This is a genomic window from Priestia sp. ST2, from assembly GCF_055810735.1.
Genome location: NZ_JBVVNT010000001.1, coordinates 227,345 through 242,357 on the forward strand (window position 1 = coordinate 227,345; position 15,013 = coordinate 242,357).

The 15,013-nt window shown below is 38.5% G+C and carries 15 protein-coding genes and 1 other annotated feature; of the genes, 14 read left to right on the top strand and 1 reads right to left on the bottom strand.

Annotation, left to right across the window (positions count from 1 at the left end; genetic code table 11):
• Nucleotides 1-26 precede the first annotated feature (26 nt).
• Nucleotides 27-1,190 (top strand): stage VI sporulation protein D, encoded by a 1,164-nt coding sequence (gene spoVID / locus AC0KUU_RS01110; protein WP_165575780.1) that lies wholly within the window; start codon nucleotides 27-29, stop codon nucleotides 1,188-1,190.
• 77 nt (nucleotides 1,191-1,267) lie between these two features.
• Nucleotides 1,268-2,317, top strand: coding sequence for a spore coat protein YsxE (ysxE, locus tag AC0KUU_RS01115; RefSeq protein WP_025750608.1), 1,050 nt, complete (start codon nucleotides 1,268-1,270; stop codon nucleotides 2,315-2,317).
• 11 nt (nucleotides 2,318-2,328) lie between these two features.
• Here the strand turns inward: ysxE and AC0KUU_RS01120 are convergent, their stop codons facing one another.
• Entirely contained in the window at nucleotides 2,329-2,526 is a 198-nt protein-coding gene (locus tag AC0KUU_RS01120; RefSeq protein ID WP_013059354.1) for a hypothetical protein, read from the bottom strand.
• Nucleotides 2,527-2,756: 230 nt separating this feature from the next.
• Nucleotides 2,757-3,001 (top strand) — a binding site (T-box leader).
• An 82-nt stretch (nucleotides 3,002-3,083) separates the two neighbouring features.
• On the opposite strand from AC0KUU_RS01120, the gene AC0KUU_RS01125 reads away from it, so the two are divergent.
• The 12 genes from AC0KUU_RS01125 to minC all read left to right on the top strand — a co-directional run bounded on the left by AC0KUU_RS01125 (nucleotide 3,084) and on the right by minC (nucleotide 15,012).
• The gene (locus tag AC0KUU_RS01125) at nucleotides 3,084-5,726 is read left to right on the top strand and encodes a valine--tRNA ligase (RefSeq protein ID WP_013059353.1); all 2,643 of its coding nucleotides are present in this window, start codon (nucleotides 3,084-3,086) and stop codon (nucleotides 5,724-5,726) included.
• A 96-nt stretch (nucleotides 5,727-5,822) separates the two neighbouring features.
• Nucleotides 5,823-7,121 (top strand): bifunctional folylpolyglutamate synthase/dihydrofolate synthase, encoded by a 1,299-nt coding sequence (locus AC0KUU_RS01130; RefSeq protein ID WP_322552443.1) that lies wholly within the window; start codon nucleotides 5,823-5,825, stop codon nucleotides 7,119-7,121.
• 156 nt (nucleotides 7,122-7,277) lie between these two features.
• On the top strand, nucleotides 7,278-7,835 hold the full coding sequence (locus AC0KUU_RS01135; protein ID WP_013059351.1) for a DUF420 domain-containing protein: 558 nt from the start codon (nucleotides 7,278-7,280) through the stop codon (nucleotides 7,833-7,835).
• 185 nt (nucleotides 7,836-8,020) lie between these two features.
• Nucleotides 8,021-8,212 carry a hypothetical protein gene (locus AC0KUU_RS01140; RefSeq protein ID WP_097824636.1) on the top strand — a complete coding sequence of 64 codons (192 nt, stop codon included), beginning with the start codon at nucleotides 8,021-8,023 and terminating at the stop codon, nucleotides 8,210-8,212.
• Nucleotides 8,209-8,964 carry a prepilin peptidase gene (locus AC0KUU_RS01145; RefSeq protein WP_340596358.1) on the top strand — a complete coding sequence of 252 codons (756 nt, stop codon included), beginning with the start codon at nucleotides 8,209-8,211 and terminating at the stop codon, nucleotides 8,962-8,964. The genes AC0KUU_RS01140 and AC0KUU_RS01145 overlap by 4 nt, the downstream gene beginning before the upstream one ends.
• A 118-nt stretch (nucleotides 8,965-9,082) precedes the next feature.
• Complete coding sequence (locus AC0KUU_RS01150) at nucleotides 9,083-10,156, top strand: SPOR domain-containing protein (protein WP_322552440.1); 1,074 nt, start codon at nucleotides 9,083-9,085, stop codon at nucleotides 10,154-10,156.
• Nucleotides 10,157-10,266: 110 nt separating this feature from the next.
• Nucleotides 10,267-10,836, top strand: coding sequence for a Maf family protein (locus AC0KUU_RS01155; protein WP_043976108.1), 570 nt, complete (start codon nucleotides 10,267-10,269; stop codon nucleotides 10,834-10,836).
• A 15-nt stretch (nucleotides 10,837-10,851) separates the two neighbouring features.
• Nucleotides 10,852-11,538 (top strand): RadC family protein, encoded by a 687-nt coding sequence (gene radC / locus AC0KUU_RS01160; RefSeq protein ID WP_013059346.1) that lies wholly within the window; start codon nucleotides 10,852-10,854, stop codon nucleotides 11,536-11,538.
• Nucleotides 11,539-11,767: 229 nt separating this feature from the next.
• The gene (locus tag AC0KUU_RS01165) at nucleotides 11,768-12,793 is read left to right on the top strand and encodes a rod shape-determining protein (RefSeq protein WP_013059345.1); all 1,026 of its coding nucleotides are present in this window, start codon (nucleotides 11,768-11,770) and stop codon (nucleotides 12,791-12,793) included.
• Between the two features lie 19 nt (nucleotides 12,794-12,812).
• Nucleotides 12,813-13,694: a rod shape-determining protein MreC gene (mreC, locus tag AC0KUU_RS01170; protein WP_013059344.1), complete on the top strand. Its 882-nt coding sequence runs from the start codon at nucleotides 12,813-12,815 to the stop codon at nucleotides 13,692-13,694.
• Nucleotides 13,694-14,212: a rod shape-determining protein MreD gene (gene mreD / locus AC0KUU_RS01175; protein ID WP_013059343.1), complete on the top strand. Its 519-nt coding sequence runs from the start codon at nucleotides 13,694-13,696 to the stop codon at nucleotides 14,210-14,212. Before mreC ends, mreD begins: the two co-directional genes overlap by 1 nt.
• 116 nt (nucleotides 14,213-14,328) lie before the next feature.
• Nucleotides 14,329-15,012 (top strand): septum site-determining protein MinC, encoded by a 684-nt coding sequence (minC, locus tag AC0KUU_RS01180; protein ID WP_013059342.1) that lies wholly within the window; start codon nucleotides 14,329-14,331, stop codon nucleotides 15,010-15,012.
• Nucleotide 15,013 lies beyond the last annotated feature (1 nt).

A 15,013-nucleotide genomic window follows, 5' to 3' on the forward strand; every position in this document is an offset into this window, starting at 1 on the left:
GCGGGTGTTGGAAGGGGGAGAACAATTTGTCGCAGGATAATTTATCATGTCTGCGTTTTTCCGTAGAAGAATCAGTATGGTTTCAAAAAGGACAGGAAGTCTCACAACTTTTGTCTATCTCCTTAGAGCCTCAAGTATCTATTCAAGAATATGACCAATACGTGTCTATTCGAGGAGCATTACAATTAACAGGTGAATACGAAACGTACGAGGGAGAGCACTCGTTACGCGAATATACAAATGAGAATCAAGTGCAATCTATCTCTGTCCGTGAAGACGGAACGGCTGAATTATCACATCAATTTCCTGTTGATATTACCATTCCTAAAAATCGTATTCAAAGTATTGAAGACGTATATGTATCTATTGATTTATTTGATTATGAATTGCCAGACACAAATCAGCTGCAGCTAATGGCTGACTTGTCCATCACAGGATTGTACGGAGAACAGCATGAGGAACGAGAAGAAGAGGAAGAGTTTTCGGAGGAACAGCACATCGTCTCTTATGAAGAAGTGGACGATGCTGAAGAGGTATATACTGAAAACGTTGCTCAAGAAGAAGAAGAACAAGAGTTTGACGTAAGCTATCGTGAAGCTCCCGCACTTTTAGAGGCAGAGGCTATTGAAGAAGAGCATTCAGAAGAGCATTCAGAAGAGCATTCAGAAGAGACCCCTAGTTATTTTTCATCTGTATTTAAAAAAGAATCTCGTGCTGAGCCGGTTGTGGAATATGAAGAGGAAGCATATGAACCATTTGAAGTCGAAGTGAAAAAAGAGGCCCAAATCGAGGAAGAAAGAGAAGACAATGTGATTGAACTGTTTCAGCTTCGTCAAGAGCAAGAAAGCTTCGAAGAATCGCAAGCTAGTGAATTGAATACGTATGCTGACGTTCAACAAGAGGCTGAGCAAGAAGAAGCTGAACAAGAAGAGGAAAAGATTATTGTTGAATTTCGGAAAGAAGAAAATGAAAGCGGCCGAAATGAAAACGCCCTTTATTTAACAAAGCTCTTTTCGCGGGAAGAAGAAGCTTTTTCAACGTGGAAGCTTTGTATTGTTCAAGACGGAGATTCGCTTGATACGATAGCAAACCGCTATAATACGAATGTACAAAACATTTTACGAGTGAATAATTTAGAAGATGAATATGAGCTGGAAGAAGGAAGCATCTTAAATATTCCCGTTCGTTAAAGTCGGAAAGAAAACAGTTTTGACGCATATAATGTCTTAACTGTTTTCTTTATTTTTTACGAGGAAGGAGAATATAGATGCAGCGGACAGTAGCAGACTACAAAGTATTGTTAAAAGAATATGACTTAGATGTTGACTTTATCGAAGACTACGGAAAAGTAAAAAAAGTCTATACGAAAACCGGCGTATTTGCGCTTAAAGAAATGGCGAATCATCAAGAACGAAATCAAAACTTCATTCAAAAGCTGCAGAACGTGTATCAAAAAGGATGGATGGGATTTGTCCCTATTTATCAAACAAAGCGTTCTCAGCCCATTGTTTCAGATGAAAGCGGCTCGTATTACTTAATGCCGTGGCTCCCAAATAATCCGACCGAAGAGCGTGATATTCGATATCATAAATTATTTCAAGAGCTTGCTAAGCTTCACGGCGCTTCGGCGCAGGAAGTAGAAGTGAAAAAAGAAGATATAGAAAATCATTATACATCGATGAAAGAAACGTGGGAGAAACGTCAGGAAGAGCTGAAGCAGTATGTAGCAGAATGCGAGAAAAAAATCTATATGTCCCCGTTTGAATTGCATTACTGTACGTTTTATTATGAAATGACAAGAGCGCTTGAATTTGGTTTTGGAAAGCTCGATCAGTGGAACGATGAAATGGAAGAAAAGGAAAAGATCCGGCTGGTTACGTCTCATGGAAAGCTATCGGCTAAACATTTTATCTATGATGAACGGGGAAATGGTTTTTTTATTAATTTTGAACATGCAAAAGATGCTTCACCGATTTATGATTTGGTCTCATTTTATTTCCGTACTCTTCGCACATACCCAGTAACTACCTATGACAGCTATGAGTGGTTTAGTACGTATGAAAAACATTTTGCTCTCAGAGAAGAGGAACGGCTGCTTTTACACAGTTATTTGGCGTTTCCAGAACCCTTGTATCAGTGTATCGTTCAATATAGGCAGCATAAAGAAAGTAAAACAGAGCTTGAACATATGCAGTCATTTATTCGAGCATACTGGCTGACGAAAAACATTGAACAGCTCAATATTAAAATATTTGAAGTAGATCAGCAAAAAAAAATGGCAGCGGAAGCAGCTGCACAAGCCCAAGCGAACGAATAGCGCTTGGGTTTTTAAATCCAGTCCGAATATAAAGCAACCGCTAGTATGGCAAGCAGTGCCAACAACAGTACATCAAAGGTTGTAGGGAAAAATAGTGTACGTATACCTTGAAAAATTGTTAAAGGAACAATAAACTGTCCACAAGCCGCTCCTGCTGTTTTGAGCCACCGCTGCAGCTGATACGAATTTACATTTATTCGTTTCTTCATTTGTACATGCCCCTTTCAATCCACGTGCCCAGGTTAAAGTAAGTATATGAAAAAAGAAAGAAATGGTGTCATTTTTTTGAGCGGACTCTTCATTTTATTTCCAAAATTAGCGAGTGAATGAAAAAATAAAGAGCAGAACAAAAAAATTATGAATATAATCGTAAAAAAGTGGAGAAGATTATTGACGATTCAACATTTTTTCATATAGTATAATTAAGAGAAATTCATACATAAATACAGTGAATAGGAAGAGTACGGGATGTTCGTCTTTCAGAGAGAGAAATCAGCTGCTGTGAGATTTCTTAAGAATGTGCACTCGGAATGTCGCCTATGAGTAGCTTTTTTGAACAGCTGCATAGCTCAGTAGAAAAAGCCGGTTAATCAACCGTTATGAAATGAAGTGTATAGGCTTATCAAACGGGATACGTCTATAAAAAAAGGTGGTACCGCGAAATCAACTCCTTTCGTCCTTTTATTAGGAAAGGAGTTTTTTTATGTTTATAAAAGCTTTACACAGTTTCTAAAGACTGAAACTTTATATTATGGAGGTATACATTATGTCTGAAAAAGAAGTGACTCTTCCAACGAAGTATGATCCAAAAGCCGTTGAAGAAAATCGTTATCAGTATTGGTTAGACGGGAAGTTTTTTGAAGCAACAAATGACCCTGAAAAAGAGCCATATACAATTGTAATTCCACCCCCAAACGTAACGGGCAAGCTGCATTTAGGCCACGCTTGGGATACAACGTTACAAGACATCTTAACGCGTATGAAGCGCATGCAAGGCTATGACGTTTTATGGCTTCCTGGCATGGACCATGCGGGGATTGCAACGCAGGCAAAAGTAGAAGAAAAGCTTCGCAGCGAAGGGAAAAGCCGCTACGATCTAGGCCGCGAAAATTTTGTAGCCGAAACATGGAAATGGAAAGAAGAATATGCAAGCTTTATTCGCCAGCAGTGGTCGAAGCTAGGACTTGGCTTAGACTATTCACGCGAGCGCTTCACGCTTGATGAAGGCCTTTCTAAAGCAGTGCGCGAAGTATTCGTAACGCTTTACAAAAAAGGGTTAATCTATCGCGGAGAATATATTATTAACTGGGATCCAGCTACAAAAACAGCTCTTTCAGACATCGAGGTTATTTACAAAGATGTACAAGGTGCGTTTTATCATATGCGCTATCCGTTGGCAGATGGTTCTGGACATATTGAAATCGCAACAACTCGTCCTGAAACAATGCTAGGAGATACGGCTGTAGCTGTTCACCCTGAAGATGATCGTTATAAGCACTTAATCGGCAAAAAGGTTGTCCTTCCGATTGTAGGTCGTGAAATTCCAATCGTAGGCGATGATTATGTAGATATGGAATTCGGTTCTGGTGCGGTGAAAATTACGCCTGCTCATGACCCGAACGATTTTGAAATTGGAAACCGCCATAATTTAGAGCGTATTTTAGTGATGAATCAGGACGGTACGATGAATGACAAAGCAGGTAAATATGAAGGAATGGATCGTTTTGCTTGCCGTAAGCAAATTGTTAAAGACCTTCAAGAAGACGGTGTATTGTTCAACATTGAAGACCACATGCATTCAGTAGGTCACAGTGAACGAAGCGGTGCCGTTGTTGAACCTTATTTATCAACTCAATGGTTTGTAAAAATGCAGCCGTTAGCAGATAAAGCAGTAGATCTTCAAAAGCAAGAAGAAAAAGTAAACTTCGTGCCTGATCGTTTTGAAAAGACATACTTACACTGGATGGAAAATATTCGCGACTGGTGTATTTCGCGTCAGCTTTGGTGGGGACATCGCATTCCAGCTTGGTATCATAAAGAAACTGGAGAAGTATACGTAGATCATGAGGCTCCAGCAGATATCGAAAACTGGGAACAAGATTCAGATGTATTAGATACATGGTTCAGTTCAGCGCTATGGCCATTCTCAACAATGGGCTGGCCCGATGTGGATGCAGCTGATTTCAAACGCTACTACCCAACAAACGTGCTTGTAACAGGCTACGATATTATTTTCTTCTGGGTATCTCGCATGATTTTCCAAGGTCTTGAATTTACGGGTAAACGTCCGTTTGACGATGTACTCATTCACGGTCTTGTACGAGATGCTGAAGGTCGTAAAATGAGTAAATCACTTGGTAACGGTGTAGACCCAATGGAAGTAATCGAGAAATACGGTGCAGATTCTCTTCGCTACTTCTTATCTACAGGAAGCTCACCAGGACAAGATTTACGCTTCAGCTTTGAAAAAGTCGAAGCGACGTGGAACTTTGCAAATAAAATTTGGAATGCTTCTCGTTTTGCATTAATGAACATGGACGGCATCACATTTGAAGAGCTTGATTTATCAGGCGAAAAGTCAGTTGCTGATAAATGGATTTTAACGCGCTTAAATGAAACGATTGAGCACGTAACAAAATTAGCTGACAAATATGAATTCGGTGAAGTTGGACGTATTCTCTATAACTTTATTTGGGATGATTTCTGCGATTGGTACATTGAAATGGCTAAACTTCCTCTTTACGGAGAAGATGAAGCAGCTAAAAAGACAACTCGCTCAATTTTAGCTTATGTACTTGATAACACAATGCGACTTTTACATCCATTCATGCCGTTTATTACCGAAGAAATTTGGCAAAGCTTGCCGCATGAAGGCGAATCGATTACAGTAGCTAAATGGCCGGAAGTACGCCCTGAGCTTTCTGATAAAGAAGCTGCTAACGATATGCGTTTACTTGTAGATATTATCCGCGCTGTTCGTAACATTCGTGCTGAAGTGAACACGCCGATGAGCAAACAAGTAAAATTATTTATCAAAGCTAAAGATGAAAATATTCAAAGCCAGCTCGAAAAGAACCGTGCGTATGTAGAACGTTTCTGTAATCCAAGTGAGCTTGTGATTTCAACAGATGTTTCATTAGATGAAAAAGCGATGACTGCTGTTGTAACAGGCGCAGAATTAATTTTACCTCTTGAAGGTTTAATTAATATCGAAGAAGAAATCGCGCGTTTAGAAAAAGAATACGACAAGTTAAACAAAGAAGTAGAACGTGTACAAAAGAAATTAAACAACCAAGGCTTTATTGCAAAAGCGCCTGCTAAAGTAGTAGAAGAAGAGCGTGCAAAAGAGCAGGATTATGTTGAAAAACGCGAAGCTGTTCAGTCTCGTATTGCTGAATTACGCGGATAATCGACGGGTTAATGAACCAACAGAAAAAGCGTGGCTTGTATAGCGACGCTTTTTCTCTACATAATAATAGCGATGGAAAAGAAAGGTGAATAAAAGATGATAACGACATATGAAGAAGCGCTTGATTGGATTCATAACAGACTTCGCTTTGGAATCAAGCCGGGGTTAGAACGAATGGAATGGATGCTAGAGCAGCTTGATTTTCCGCAGCAAAATCTAAATGCTATTCATGTTGCTGGGACGAATGGTAAAGGTTCTACCGTTTCTTATTTGCGAAACATGTTAGAAGAAGCAGGGTATAAAGTTGGAACGTTTACTTCTCCTTATATCGAAACATTTAATGAGCGGATCAGCGTGAATGGACAGCCTATTTCAAATGAAGCAATGACCGCTCTTGTTCAGGAAATAAAGCCTGTTGTGGAGCGACTAGAACATACAAGCTTAGGATCAGCAACGGAATTTGAAGTGATTACAGTCATGGCTTTTCTTTATTTCGGCTATCATGAGTCAGTTGACTATGCTGTGTTTGAAACAGGTCTTGGAGGACGATATGACTCAACAAACGTTGTGAATCCTATGGTGAGTATTATTACAAACATTGGATTTGATCACATGGCAATATTAGGTGATACGGTAGAAGAAATTGCAGCAGAAAAAGCGGGAATTATTAAAAAAGAAGTCCCTATTATTACCGGTGCAGAGCAAGTGAAGGCGCTTGATGTCATTACTGAAGAAGCAAAGTCAAAGCATGCTTCGTTATTTGTGTTAGGAAAAGATTTTGACATTAAAAACTATGAGCCCTTAGCAAATGGAGAAGGCTTTGCGTTAAAAACGCCGTATGGCACATTTGAACATTTAGAATTAAATATGCTTGGCTATCATCAAGTGAAAAATGCAGCTTTGGCTCTCATGGCCGTTTGTTATTTAAAAGAAAAGAAAAAGCTTTCTATCTCCAATGAGCAAATGATAAAAGGGATTCAGCATACAAAGTGGAACGGCCGCTTTGAGATAGTAAATGAGCATCCTTTAACGATTATTGATGGGGCTCATAATGCAGAAGGCATTGATAGCTTGTTATCTACTTTACGCCTTCATTATGAAAATCGAAACATTCATTTAATTTTCAGCTGCTTAAATGATAAAAGTGCTGATCGAATGGTTCAAGAACTTGAAACAATCGCTGCAAGTATTACATTTACGTCGTTTGACTTTCCTCGTGCTCGCGCAGCTGGGGAGCTTTATGAGATGAGTACTCATCATAATAAGCATATGGATGAAGAGTGGAAAAAAGCAATTGCTTACGTAAAGGAAAAGGCGACAGGTGAACAAGACATGGTCGTGATTACAGGGTCTCTGTATTTTATATCAGAAGTAAGGGCTTTTCTTCTAAAATGAGTAAGAGCAGCAAGTGAAATCTTGCTGCTTTTAACATAATGTGAGGAAGGGATACGGATAATAAGGAAGCACTAAGTTCAAAGTATTGTCACTTTCACCCCCTAGGTAAGTGATATATAATAAACATGTACATCACTAAATAAGGAGATTGTTAACATGAGTAAGAATAATGAAAAAATTGTACCAAAAAGTAATAAAAACTTTACCGGTATTATTCTTACCTTTTCAGTGATAGCGAATGTTATTATTTTACTGCTATTCTTTTCGAATATTGGCTATCAAGGAAAAGTAAGTTTTGATTTGACTATCTTTCCACGGTTAAATGCTATTTTGAATAGTTTTACGTTTATTTTTTTAGTTGCAGCGTTGATTTCAATTTTTAGGAAAAATATTAATGCTCATAAAGGTTTTATTTTAGCAGCATTCACTTCCACACTGCTCTTTTTAGTTTCATATTTAACATTCCATTACATTTCCACAGAAACAGCTACGTTCGGTGGAGAAGGAATCGTTCGTCCCATTTACTTCTTCATTTTGATCACACACAGTTTCCTAGCAGCGATTATTGTTCCGCTGGCACTGTTTGCACTTGTGTGGGGCTGGACAATGCAAGTTGAAAAACACAAAAAAATTGTGCGATGGACAATGCCAATCTGGCTTTATGTAAGTCTTACAGGTGTAATTGTCTACTTATTTATGGCTCCTTACTATTAAAAGACGTCTGCTTTTGCAGACGTTTTTTTATGCTGTTTTTGTTTTTTAGTGGTATAATCCTTATTACCTATAAAAAGTGTGTTTTAAGGAAGGAGGCATACAGAATATTACTTTTGTGGGTATTATGATTCAGTTTATTAACCAAGGAGCTGTTTGATACTAATCAATAAAGGAGAGATATTGAAATGGATAAACTGTCAACGAGGAATAAAGGAATTTCTCTAATGAAAGTGATCGTACTGGTTATCGTAATAGGTCTTCTTGCAGCTTTTCTCATTCCGTTTCTTGGCAGCTATTTAAGGGAACGAGATACATTCCTTCACTCAAAAGAAAACCTACAATTAAGCAGCAGGCCTGAGATGGAAGAAATAGTATGAGTTTAATTTACCTCTATGCATTTGTTTCAGGTATCACGTTAGGTTCATTTTATAACGTAGCAGGACTTAGAATACCTCAGAAAAAATCTATTTTATCTCCAAGATCTCATTGTCCACACTGTTTATACGTTCTTTCTCCACAACAATTAATTCCCATAGTCTCCTACATTAAAAATGCAGGAAAATGTAGTATGTGTCACAAAAAAATCTCCTTCATCTACCCATTCATAGAATTTTCGACAGGAAGTTTATTTGTATATGCTTTTTTTAGATTGAATATGACGTTAGAACTGATTGTCATATTAACCTTTGTTTCTTTTTTAACAATTATAGTTGTCTCAGACATAGTCTATATGATTGTCCCAAATAAGGTGCTGCTTTTCTTTTTGCCTATCTTTCTACTTGAGCGTCTTTTCATTCCATTAAATTCGTGGAGTGATTCCTTAATGGGAGGAGGAATCGTATTTTTTCTCCTCTTTCTAATCGCATTTCTCAGCAGAGGAGGGCTTGGAGAAGGAGATATTAAACTGTATGCTTTGATTGGTATTGTGCTTGGAGTAAAGCTTGTTTTGCTATCGCTTTTTTTAGCTATATTAATAGGCGGAATCGTTAGTATAGGAGCGTTATTAATGAAAAAGGCAAAGGTAGGTGTACCAATTCCTTTCGTTCCATTTATTTTTATAGGCACAATCGCTGCTTATTTTCATGGAAACGAATTGATAGATTGGTATGTTAGCAACTATTTTTATTGAGCTTCAAGTCTTCGACAAATTTAAAATTTCTGTAACTAAATAGCGAAAACCTTTTGTAACAAGACGACAAATGTCTTGTTATTTTTTTTTTCTTCTATGATAGCATGGAAAAAAGTGTATGTTTTATGTCGGTTTACCTCAGCTTGCAACCGGTACTAAGACTACGTTAACTAAAGGCGGTGGGGCAGTGGACAAGCAGGAACGAAAAATTTCAATTAAAATCAACGGTCAATCCAAGGAAGAACAAGTGCCAGAAAAAGACGAGTTTACGTGGGTTCTTCCGGAACCGGGATCCACAGATTCTCATGTGGAAGAAAATAAAGTGGTGTTTATTGAAGATGTAAGAAATGAAAAAAAGAAAAAGCCGCGATTACATCCTAAAAATGTTTCGATTAAAACGGTAAGCGGCGGTGTGATCAAACGAACAGCTGTGATTGTACTGCTAGCAGTTGGAATAGGCAGCGGCATCGGTATGGTTGGTGTGAAAATGATGACAGGAAGCGAACAGCCTGTAAGCAAAGCACAAACAAGTGAGCAAACGAAAGAAGAAAAAACTTCTCAAACAGCGTCTACCACTGAAAGTGTTGGTAAAGCTGAAAAGAAAAGCGAACAGGAATCGAAGGGGACATCAGCTGCTGCTTCTACTTTAGAACCTTTTTCCTTTTACATTGTTCAAGCAGGTGCTTTTTCATCAAAAACTGCTGCAAATAAAGCAATGGATAAATGGAAAGAAGAGAACGAAGCAGGCGAGATCTTTTCACCTAAAACCTATTCTCTTGTCGTTGGTGCTGCCACTGGAGAAGAAAAAGCGAACGCACTTAGTAAAACTTATAAACAACAAGGTAAAGATGTATATGTAAAGTCTTATGAAATTAAGCCCACTAGCGAATTAGTGAAAAAAGATCAAACGGTTATAACAACAGCGCAGCCGTTTATGGCTAATCTCTTAGATCAATCTGTTAAAGCGATTGAAGGACAGCGGGTAGCCGATATCAAATCTCTGAAAAAAGAGCTGACAAAAGTTCAGAAAGAAGCGTCAAATGAAGACATTAAAACCATGGTGAGCACCCTTCAAAAAGCTGCTGCTTCTCTTTCTTCATATGAAGATAATAAAAGCAGTAAAGATGCTTGGCTTGCTCAGCGATACGTGTTAAAAGCTCTTCAGCAGTATGAAAGCCTTGTAACGTCTTAACAAGTGAGGTAGTGTAATGCTGCCTCACTTGTTTATTGTCATTTGGGGATGAAATTGCTAAAATAACGGTGTGTCCTTCTTTTTTAAATCAAAATGCAAAGGTGAGATGTATGAAACAAACATTAATTTTAGCCTCAGGCTCTCCTCGTCGAAAAGAATTACTTCAGCAGCTTCACATTCCCTTTACCGTTCACGTTAGTACAATTGAAGAAATCATCAATCCATTATACACTCCGTCCGAGGTAGTAATGGATTTAGCTAGGCAAAAAGCAGTGGACGTCGCTTCGCATCATAAAGAGGATATTGTCCTAGGTGCCGATACAGTTGTCGTATATGGCAATCGTATTTTAGGAAAGCCAAAAACGAACCAAGAAGCGATTGAAACACTTACGATGCTGTCAGGTCAAAAACATCAGGTGTTAACTGGAGTAGCGTTCGTATCAAATGCAAAAGTTCATACGTTTTATGAACAAACAGATGTAGAGTTTTGGCCGATTGAAGAAGATGAAATCGTACAGTACGTAGAGTCAGGAGAGCCTATGGATAAGGCTGGTTCTTATGGAATTCAAGGTCTCGGTGCTGCGCTAGTTAAAAAAATTGAAGGAGACTATTTCTCCGTGGTGGGCTTGCCGCTCTCCCGAACAATACGTGAGCTAAAAAAATACGGTTTCGTTTACTAAAAAGGAGTGGCGAAATTGGATCAATCATTGTTAATTAAAGATTTTCCTCAAGATGAAAGACCTCGAGAGCGCCTTGTGTCAATGGGTGCTTCTAGTCTTTCTAACCACGAGCTTATTGCTATTTTGCTGCGTACTGGAACCAAAGATGAATCTGTTCTTCAGCTGTCCAATCGCATATTAACGCATTTTGAAGGTCTTCAACTTTTGCAGCATGCATCGCTTGATGAAATGATGAATATTAAAGGTATCGGACCTGCAAAAGCAATTCAAATTATAGCGGCTATTGAAATAGGTAAGAGGATTGTACAGCGGAAATCTAGTCAGCGATATACCATTCATGGCCCTGAAGACGGAGCTAATTATGTGATGGAAGAAATGCGCGTGCTGTCTCAAGAGCATTTCGTCTGTTTATACCTCAACACGAAAAATCAAGTTCTCCACAAGCAAACCATTTTTATCGGAAGCCTCAATTCATCTATTGTCCATCCAAGAGAAGTATTTAAAGAAGCCTTTCGTCGTTCAGCTGCATCCCTTATTTGTATTCATAATCATCCCTCCGGCGACCCTACTCCCAGCAGAGAAGATATAGAGGTAACGAAGCGCTTAAAAGAGTGCGGATTTATCATAGGAATTGAATTGTTAGATCATTTAATTATCGGAGATCGAAAATATATTAGTTTAAAAGAAAAAGGATACATGTAAGGCTATGCTTTTTAAAATCCTTGGGTTATAATAGTAGTCATGATTTTAAATGACAAGTTCTTTACAATCATTCGTTATTAATAGACAAAGTATGACTTTTTATCATACAATATTTGGCGTTGACATCTATGAAAAAAGTATAGAAAATAAAAAATGTTACTTATGAAATGAAGAAATTGAATTATGGAATTTTTACCTTTGCATTTTGGTAAGAGAAAGGAAGAGACACATGTTTGGAATCGGTACTAGAGACCTTGGAATAGATTTGGGTACTGCAAATACGCTCGTTTATGTAAAAGGAAAAGGAATTGTTGTGCGTGAGCCGTCTGTTGTGGCTTTGCAAACTGATACAAAACAAATCGTTGCGGTAGGTAACGATGCAAAAAATATGATTGGTCGTACACCTGGGAACGTAGTAGCCCTTCGTCCAATGAAAGATGGAGTTATTGCAGATTACGAAACAACTGCGACGATGATGAAATATTACATCAATCAAGCTCAAAAAACAAAAAGTTTGTTTGCGGGTAAGCCGTATGTAATGGTTTGTGTACCTTCTGGCATTACAGCTGTTGAGAAACGTGCCGTTATTGATGCGACTCGTCAGGCTGGCGCGCGTGATGCGTATACAATTGAAGAACCGTTTGCTGCAGCAATCGGCGCCAATCTACCGGTTTGGGAGCCAACGGGAAGTATGGTAGTAGATATTGGCGGAGGAACAACAGAAGTTGCGATTATTTCCTTAGGAGGAATCGTAACATGTCAGTCAATCCGTATCGCTGGGGACGAGATGGATGAAGCGATTATTCAATATATTCGCAAGAATTACAATTTAATGATCGGTGAGCGTACGTCAGAAGCATTAAAAGTAGAAGTCGGTTCTGCCGGAATTCCAGAAGGTATTGAAAACATGGAAATTCGCGGACGTGACTTACTAACAGGTCTACCGAAAACAATCGAAATTTCAGCAGAAGAAATTGCAGAAGCGCTAAAAGATACAGTGGCTTCTATTGTAGATTCAGTAAAAAGTACATTAGAAAAAACACCACCTGAACTTGCGGCAGATATTATGGATCGCGGTATTGTATTAACAGGCGGTGGCGCATTGCTACGTAATTTAGATAAAGTTATTAGTGAAGAAACAAATATGCCGGTTGTCATCGCAGAAGATCCGCTTGACTGTGTTGCAATTGGAACTGGTAAAGCGTTAGAACACATTGATTTATTTAAAAATCGTACAAGCGATTCATATCGCTAAATATTAAGAGGTGTAGATCGTGCCACAATTTTTCTTAAATAAACGTTTAGTTATTTTATTAGTCAGTATTATTGTATTAGTGGCATTGATTGGTTTTTCGTTAAATGGTCGTAAAAATGTAACGTGGCCTGAACAGTTTGTCAAAGATACGGTTGGTCTTGTTCAGGCTACCTTTAATGAACCCGCACAATTTGTAGCGGGTTTCTTTCAGAATGTAGGTGACTTAAAGCGTACATACGAAGAAAACGAGGTATTAAAAGCCCGTTTAGACGAACGCATGCAATTAGAAACGAAAGCCAACGCTTTGCAGCAAGAAAATAAAAAATTAAGAGCACAGCTCGACAAAAAAACGGATTTAAGTCAATACAACCCAATCGAAGCAACAGTTATTGCTCGTAATCCAGACCGTTGGCATGAGGTAATTGCCATTGATAAAGGGACGGTTCATAATGTGCAGGAAAATATGGCTGTTATGACTCCTGAAGGGCTGATTGGTAAAGTGAAGCATGCATCTAAGTTCACATCTACTGTGCAGTTAATTAGTTCATCAGATCGTACAAACCGTGTATCTGCTAAAATTCAGGCTAAAAAAGAAGTGTTTGGTTTAATTGAAGGCTATGATGATAAAGAACAGGCGCTTGTTATGCGTCGTATTCCATTTGATGCTGATATTAAAGAAAAGCAAAAAGTAGTAACGTCTGGTTTAGGACAAGAAGACGGCATTTTCCCTAGCAATCTTCCAATTGGCGTTATCACAAAAATTGAGCCTGATGAATATGGATTAACGAAAAAAGCTTATATCAAACCTGCTGCTGACTTGTATGACTTAGATAACGTAGTTGTAGCTAAAAGAAGTGCCCCCGCTGCTGAAGACGATTTAGGGGCGGAGGAGGCTAACTGATGAAGCGGTTTGTCCTTCCTATTCTCGTGCTTGTCGTTTTTATGTTTGAAAGTATCTTTGTTAATTTTGTCGCCATGGCATCACCATGGCGAGACTGGATTCTATCGCCTCACTTTGTTGTAGTGGTACTGGCTTTTATGTCAGTGTATTATCACCCAAAGCAAGCGATGCTATATGGGGTAATCCTTGGATTCATGTATGATATTGCCTTTACGGATGTCTTAGGAGTATACGCGCTTGGATTGCCGGCCGTATGCTATATCGTATCAAAACTAATGAAGATTTTTCAGCAAAATACGCTTATCGTAATCTGCATGTCGCTATTAGCTGTAGCCATTATTGAGTTTTATGTATATGGAATTAATAGCATTATTAATATATCCGATATGACCATTGGTCGCTTCTTGCAAGAGCGATTTTACGCAACCATCATTTTAAATGCCATATTTGCACTCATTTTTGCATTTCCGCTTCAAAGATGTTTTCAATATTTTGCTAAATTTATCGATGAACGCTGATCGGAACATACATTACGCTTCTCGTTCATGATAGGATAAAAATGCTGATTGAAGAAACGAAAAAAAGGAATTGAGTAAGTCTCTGTCGAAATTATATATTCGTTGAGGTGAGCGTCTTGAATAAACAAAAGCAACAAAATGTGACAATTAAAGGAACAAAAGATGGATTAACGTTGCATCTCAATGATACATGTTCATTTGCAGAGCTTTTGACGGAACTTAAGACGAAGCTTTTGACAAATAAGCATGGCGATGCCGATCAGATCGTCACAGTGTATGTCAAAATCGGAAATCGTTATTTAACTACAGAGCAGGAAACCGAATTGAAGGCGCTCATAGAAGAAAATCAGTATTTAGTAGTTAAACAAATTGATAGTAACGTTATTTTAAAGCAAGATGCAGTCCGCGTAAGAGAAGAAAGTGAATTAGTATCTGTTACAAAGGTAGTTCGTTCAGGACAGGTTCTCCATGTAGAAGGCGATTTGCTTCTAGTCGGAGACGTAAATCCCGGAGGAACCGTTGTAGCTGGAGGAAATTTATTTGTATTAGGTGCTTTAAAAGGGATTGCTCATGCAGGATATCGCGGCAATAAAAACGCCGTTATTGCTGCATCGTTAATGAAACCTTCACAGCTGCGCATTGCTGATATTATTACCCGATCAGAAGAAGAGCGCAGTGAGAAGGAAGAGAATATAATGGAATGTGCATACTTAGATGATAATGATCAAATGGTAATAGATCGCGTGCAAACTTTACCGCATCTAAGACCGAATTTGACCAGGGTAGAAAGGAGAATTTGAC

Bases quoted from the DNA above. Each gene is read 5' to 3' on its own strand.
- ysxE (WP_025750608.1), top strand. From the start codon at position 1,268: ATGCAGCGGACAGTAGCAGACTACAAAGTATTGTTAAAAGAATATGAC.
- AC0KUU_RS01130 (WP_322552443.1), top strand. From the start codon at position 5,823: ATGATAACGACATATGAAGAAGCGCTTGATTGGATTCATAACAGACTT.
- AC0KUU_RS01140 (WP_097824636.1), top strand. From the start codon at position 8,021: ATGGATAAACTGTCAACGAGGAATAAAGGAATTTCTCTAATGAAAGTG.
- AC0KUU_RS01155 (WP_043976108.1), top strand. From the start codon at position 10,267: ATGAAACAAACATTAATTTTAGCCTCAGGCTCTCCTCGTCGAAAAGAA.
- AC0KUU_RS01165 (WP_013059345.1), top strand. From the start codon at position 11,768: ATGTTTGGAATCGGTACTAGAGACCTTGGAATAGATTTGGGTACTGCA.
- AC0KUU_RS01135 (WP_013059351.1), top strand. From the start codon at position 7,278: ATGAGTAAGAATAATGAAAAAATTGTACCAAAAAGTAATAAAAACTTT.
- AC0KUU_RS01145 (WP_340596358.1), top strand. From the start codon at position 8,209: ATGAGTTTAATTTACCTCTATGCATTTGTTTCAGGTATCACGTTAGGT.
- mreD (WP_013059343.1), top strand. From the start codon at position 13,694: ATGAAGCGGTTTGTCCTTCCTATTCTCGTGCTTGTCGTTTTTATGTTT.
- AC0KUU_RS01150 (WP_322552440.1), top strand. From the start codon at position 9,083: ATGTTTTATGTCGGTTTACCTCAGCTTGCAACCGGTACTAAGACTACG.
- AC0KUU_RS01120 (WP_013059354.1), bottom strand. From the start codon at position 2,526: ATGAAGAAACGAATAAATGTAAATTCGTATCAGCTGCAGCGGTGGCTC.
- AC0KUU_RS01125 (WP_013059353.1), top strand. From the start codon at position 3,084: ATGTCTGAAAAAGAAGTGACTCTTCCAACGAAGTATGATCCAAAAGCC.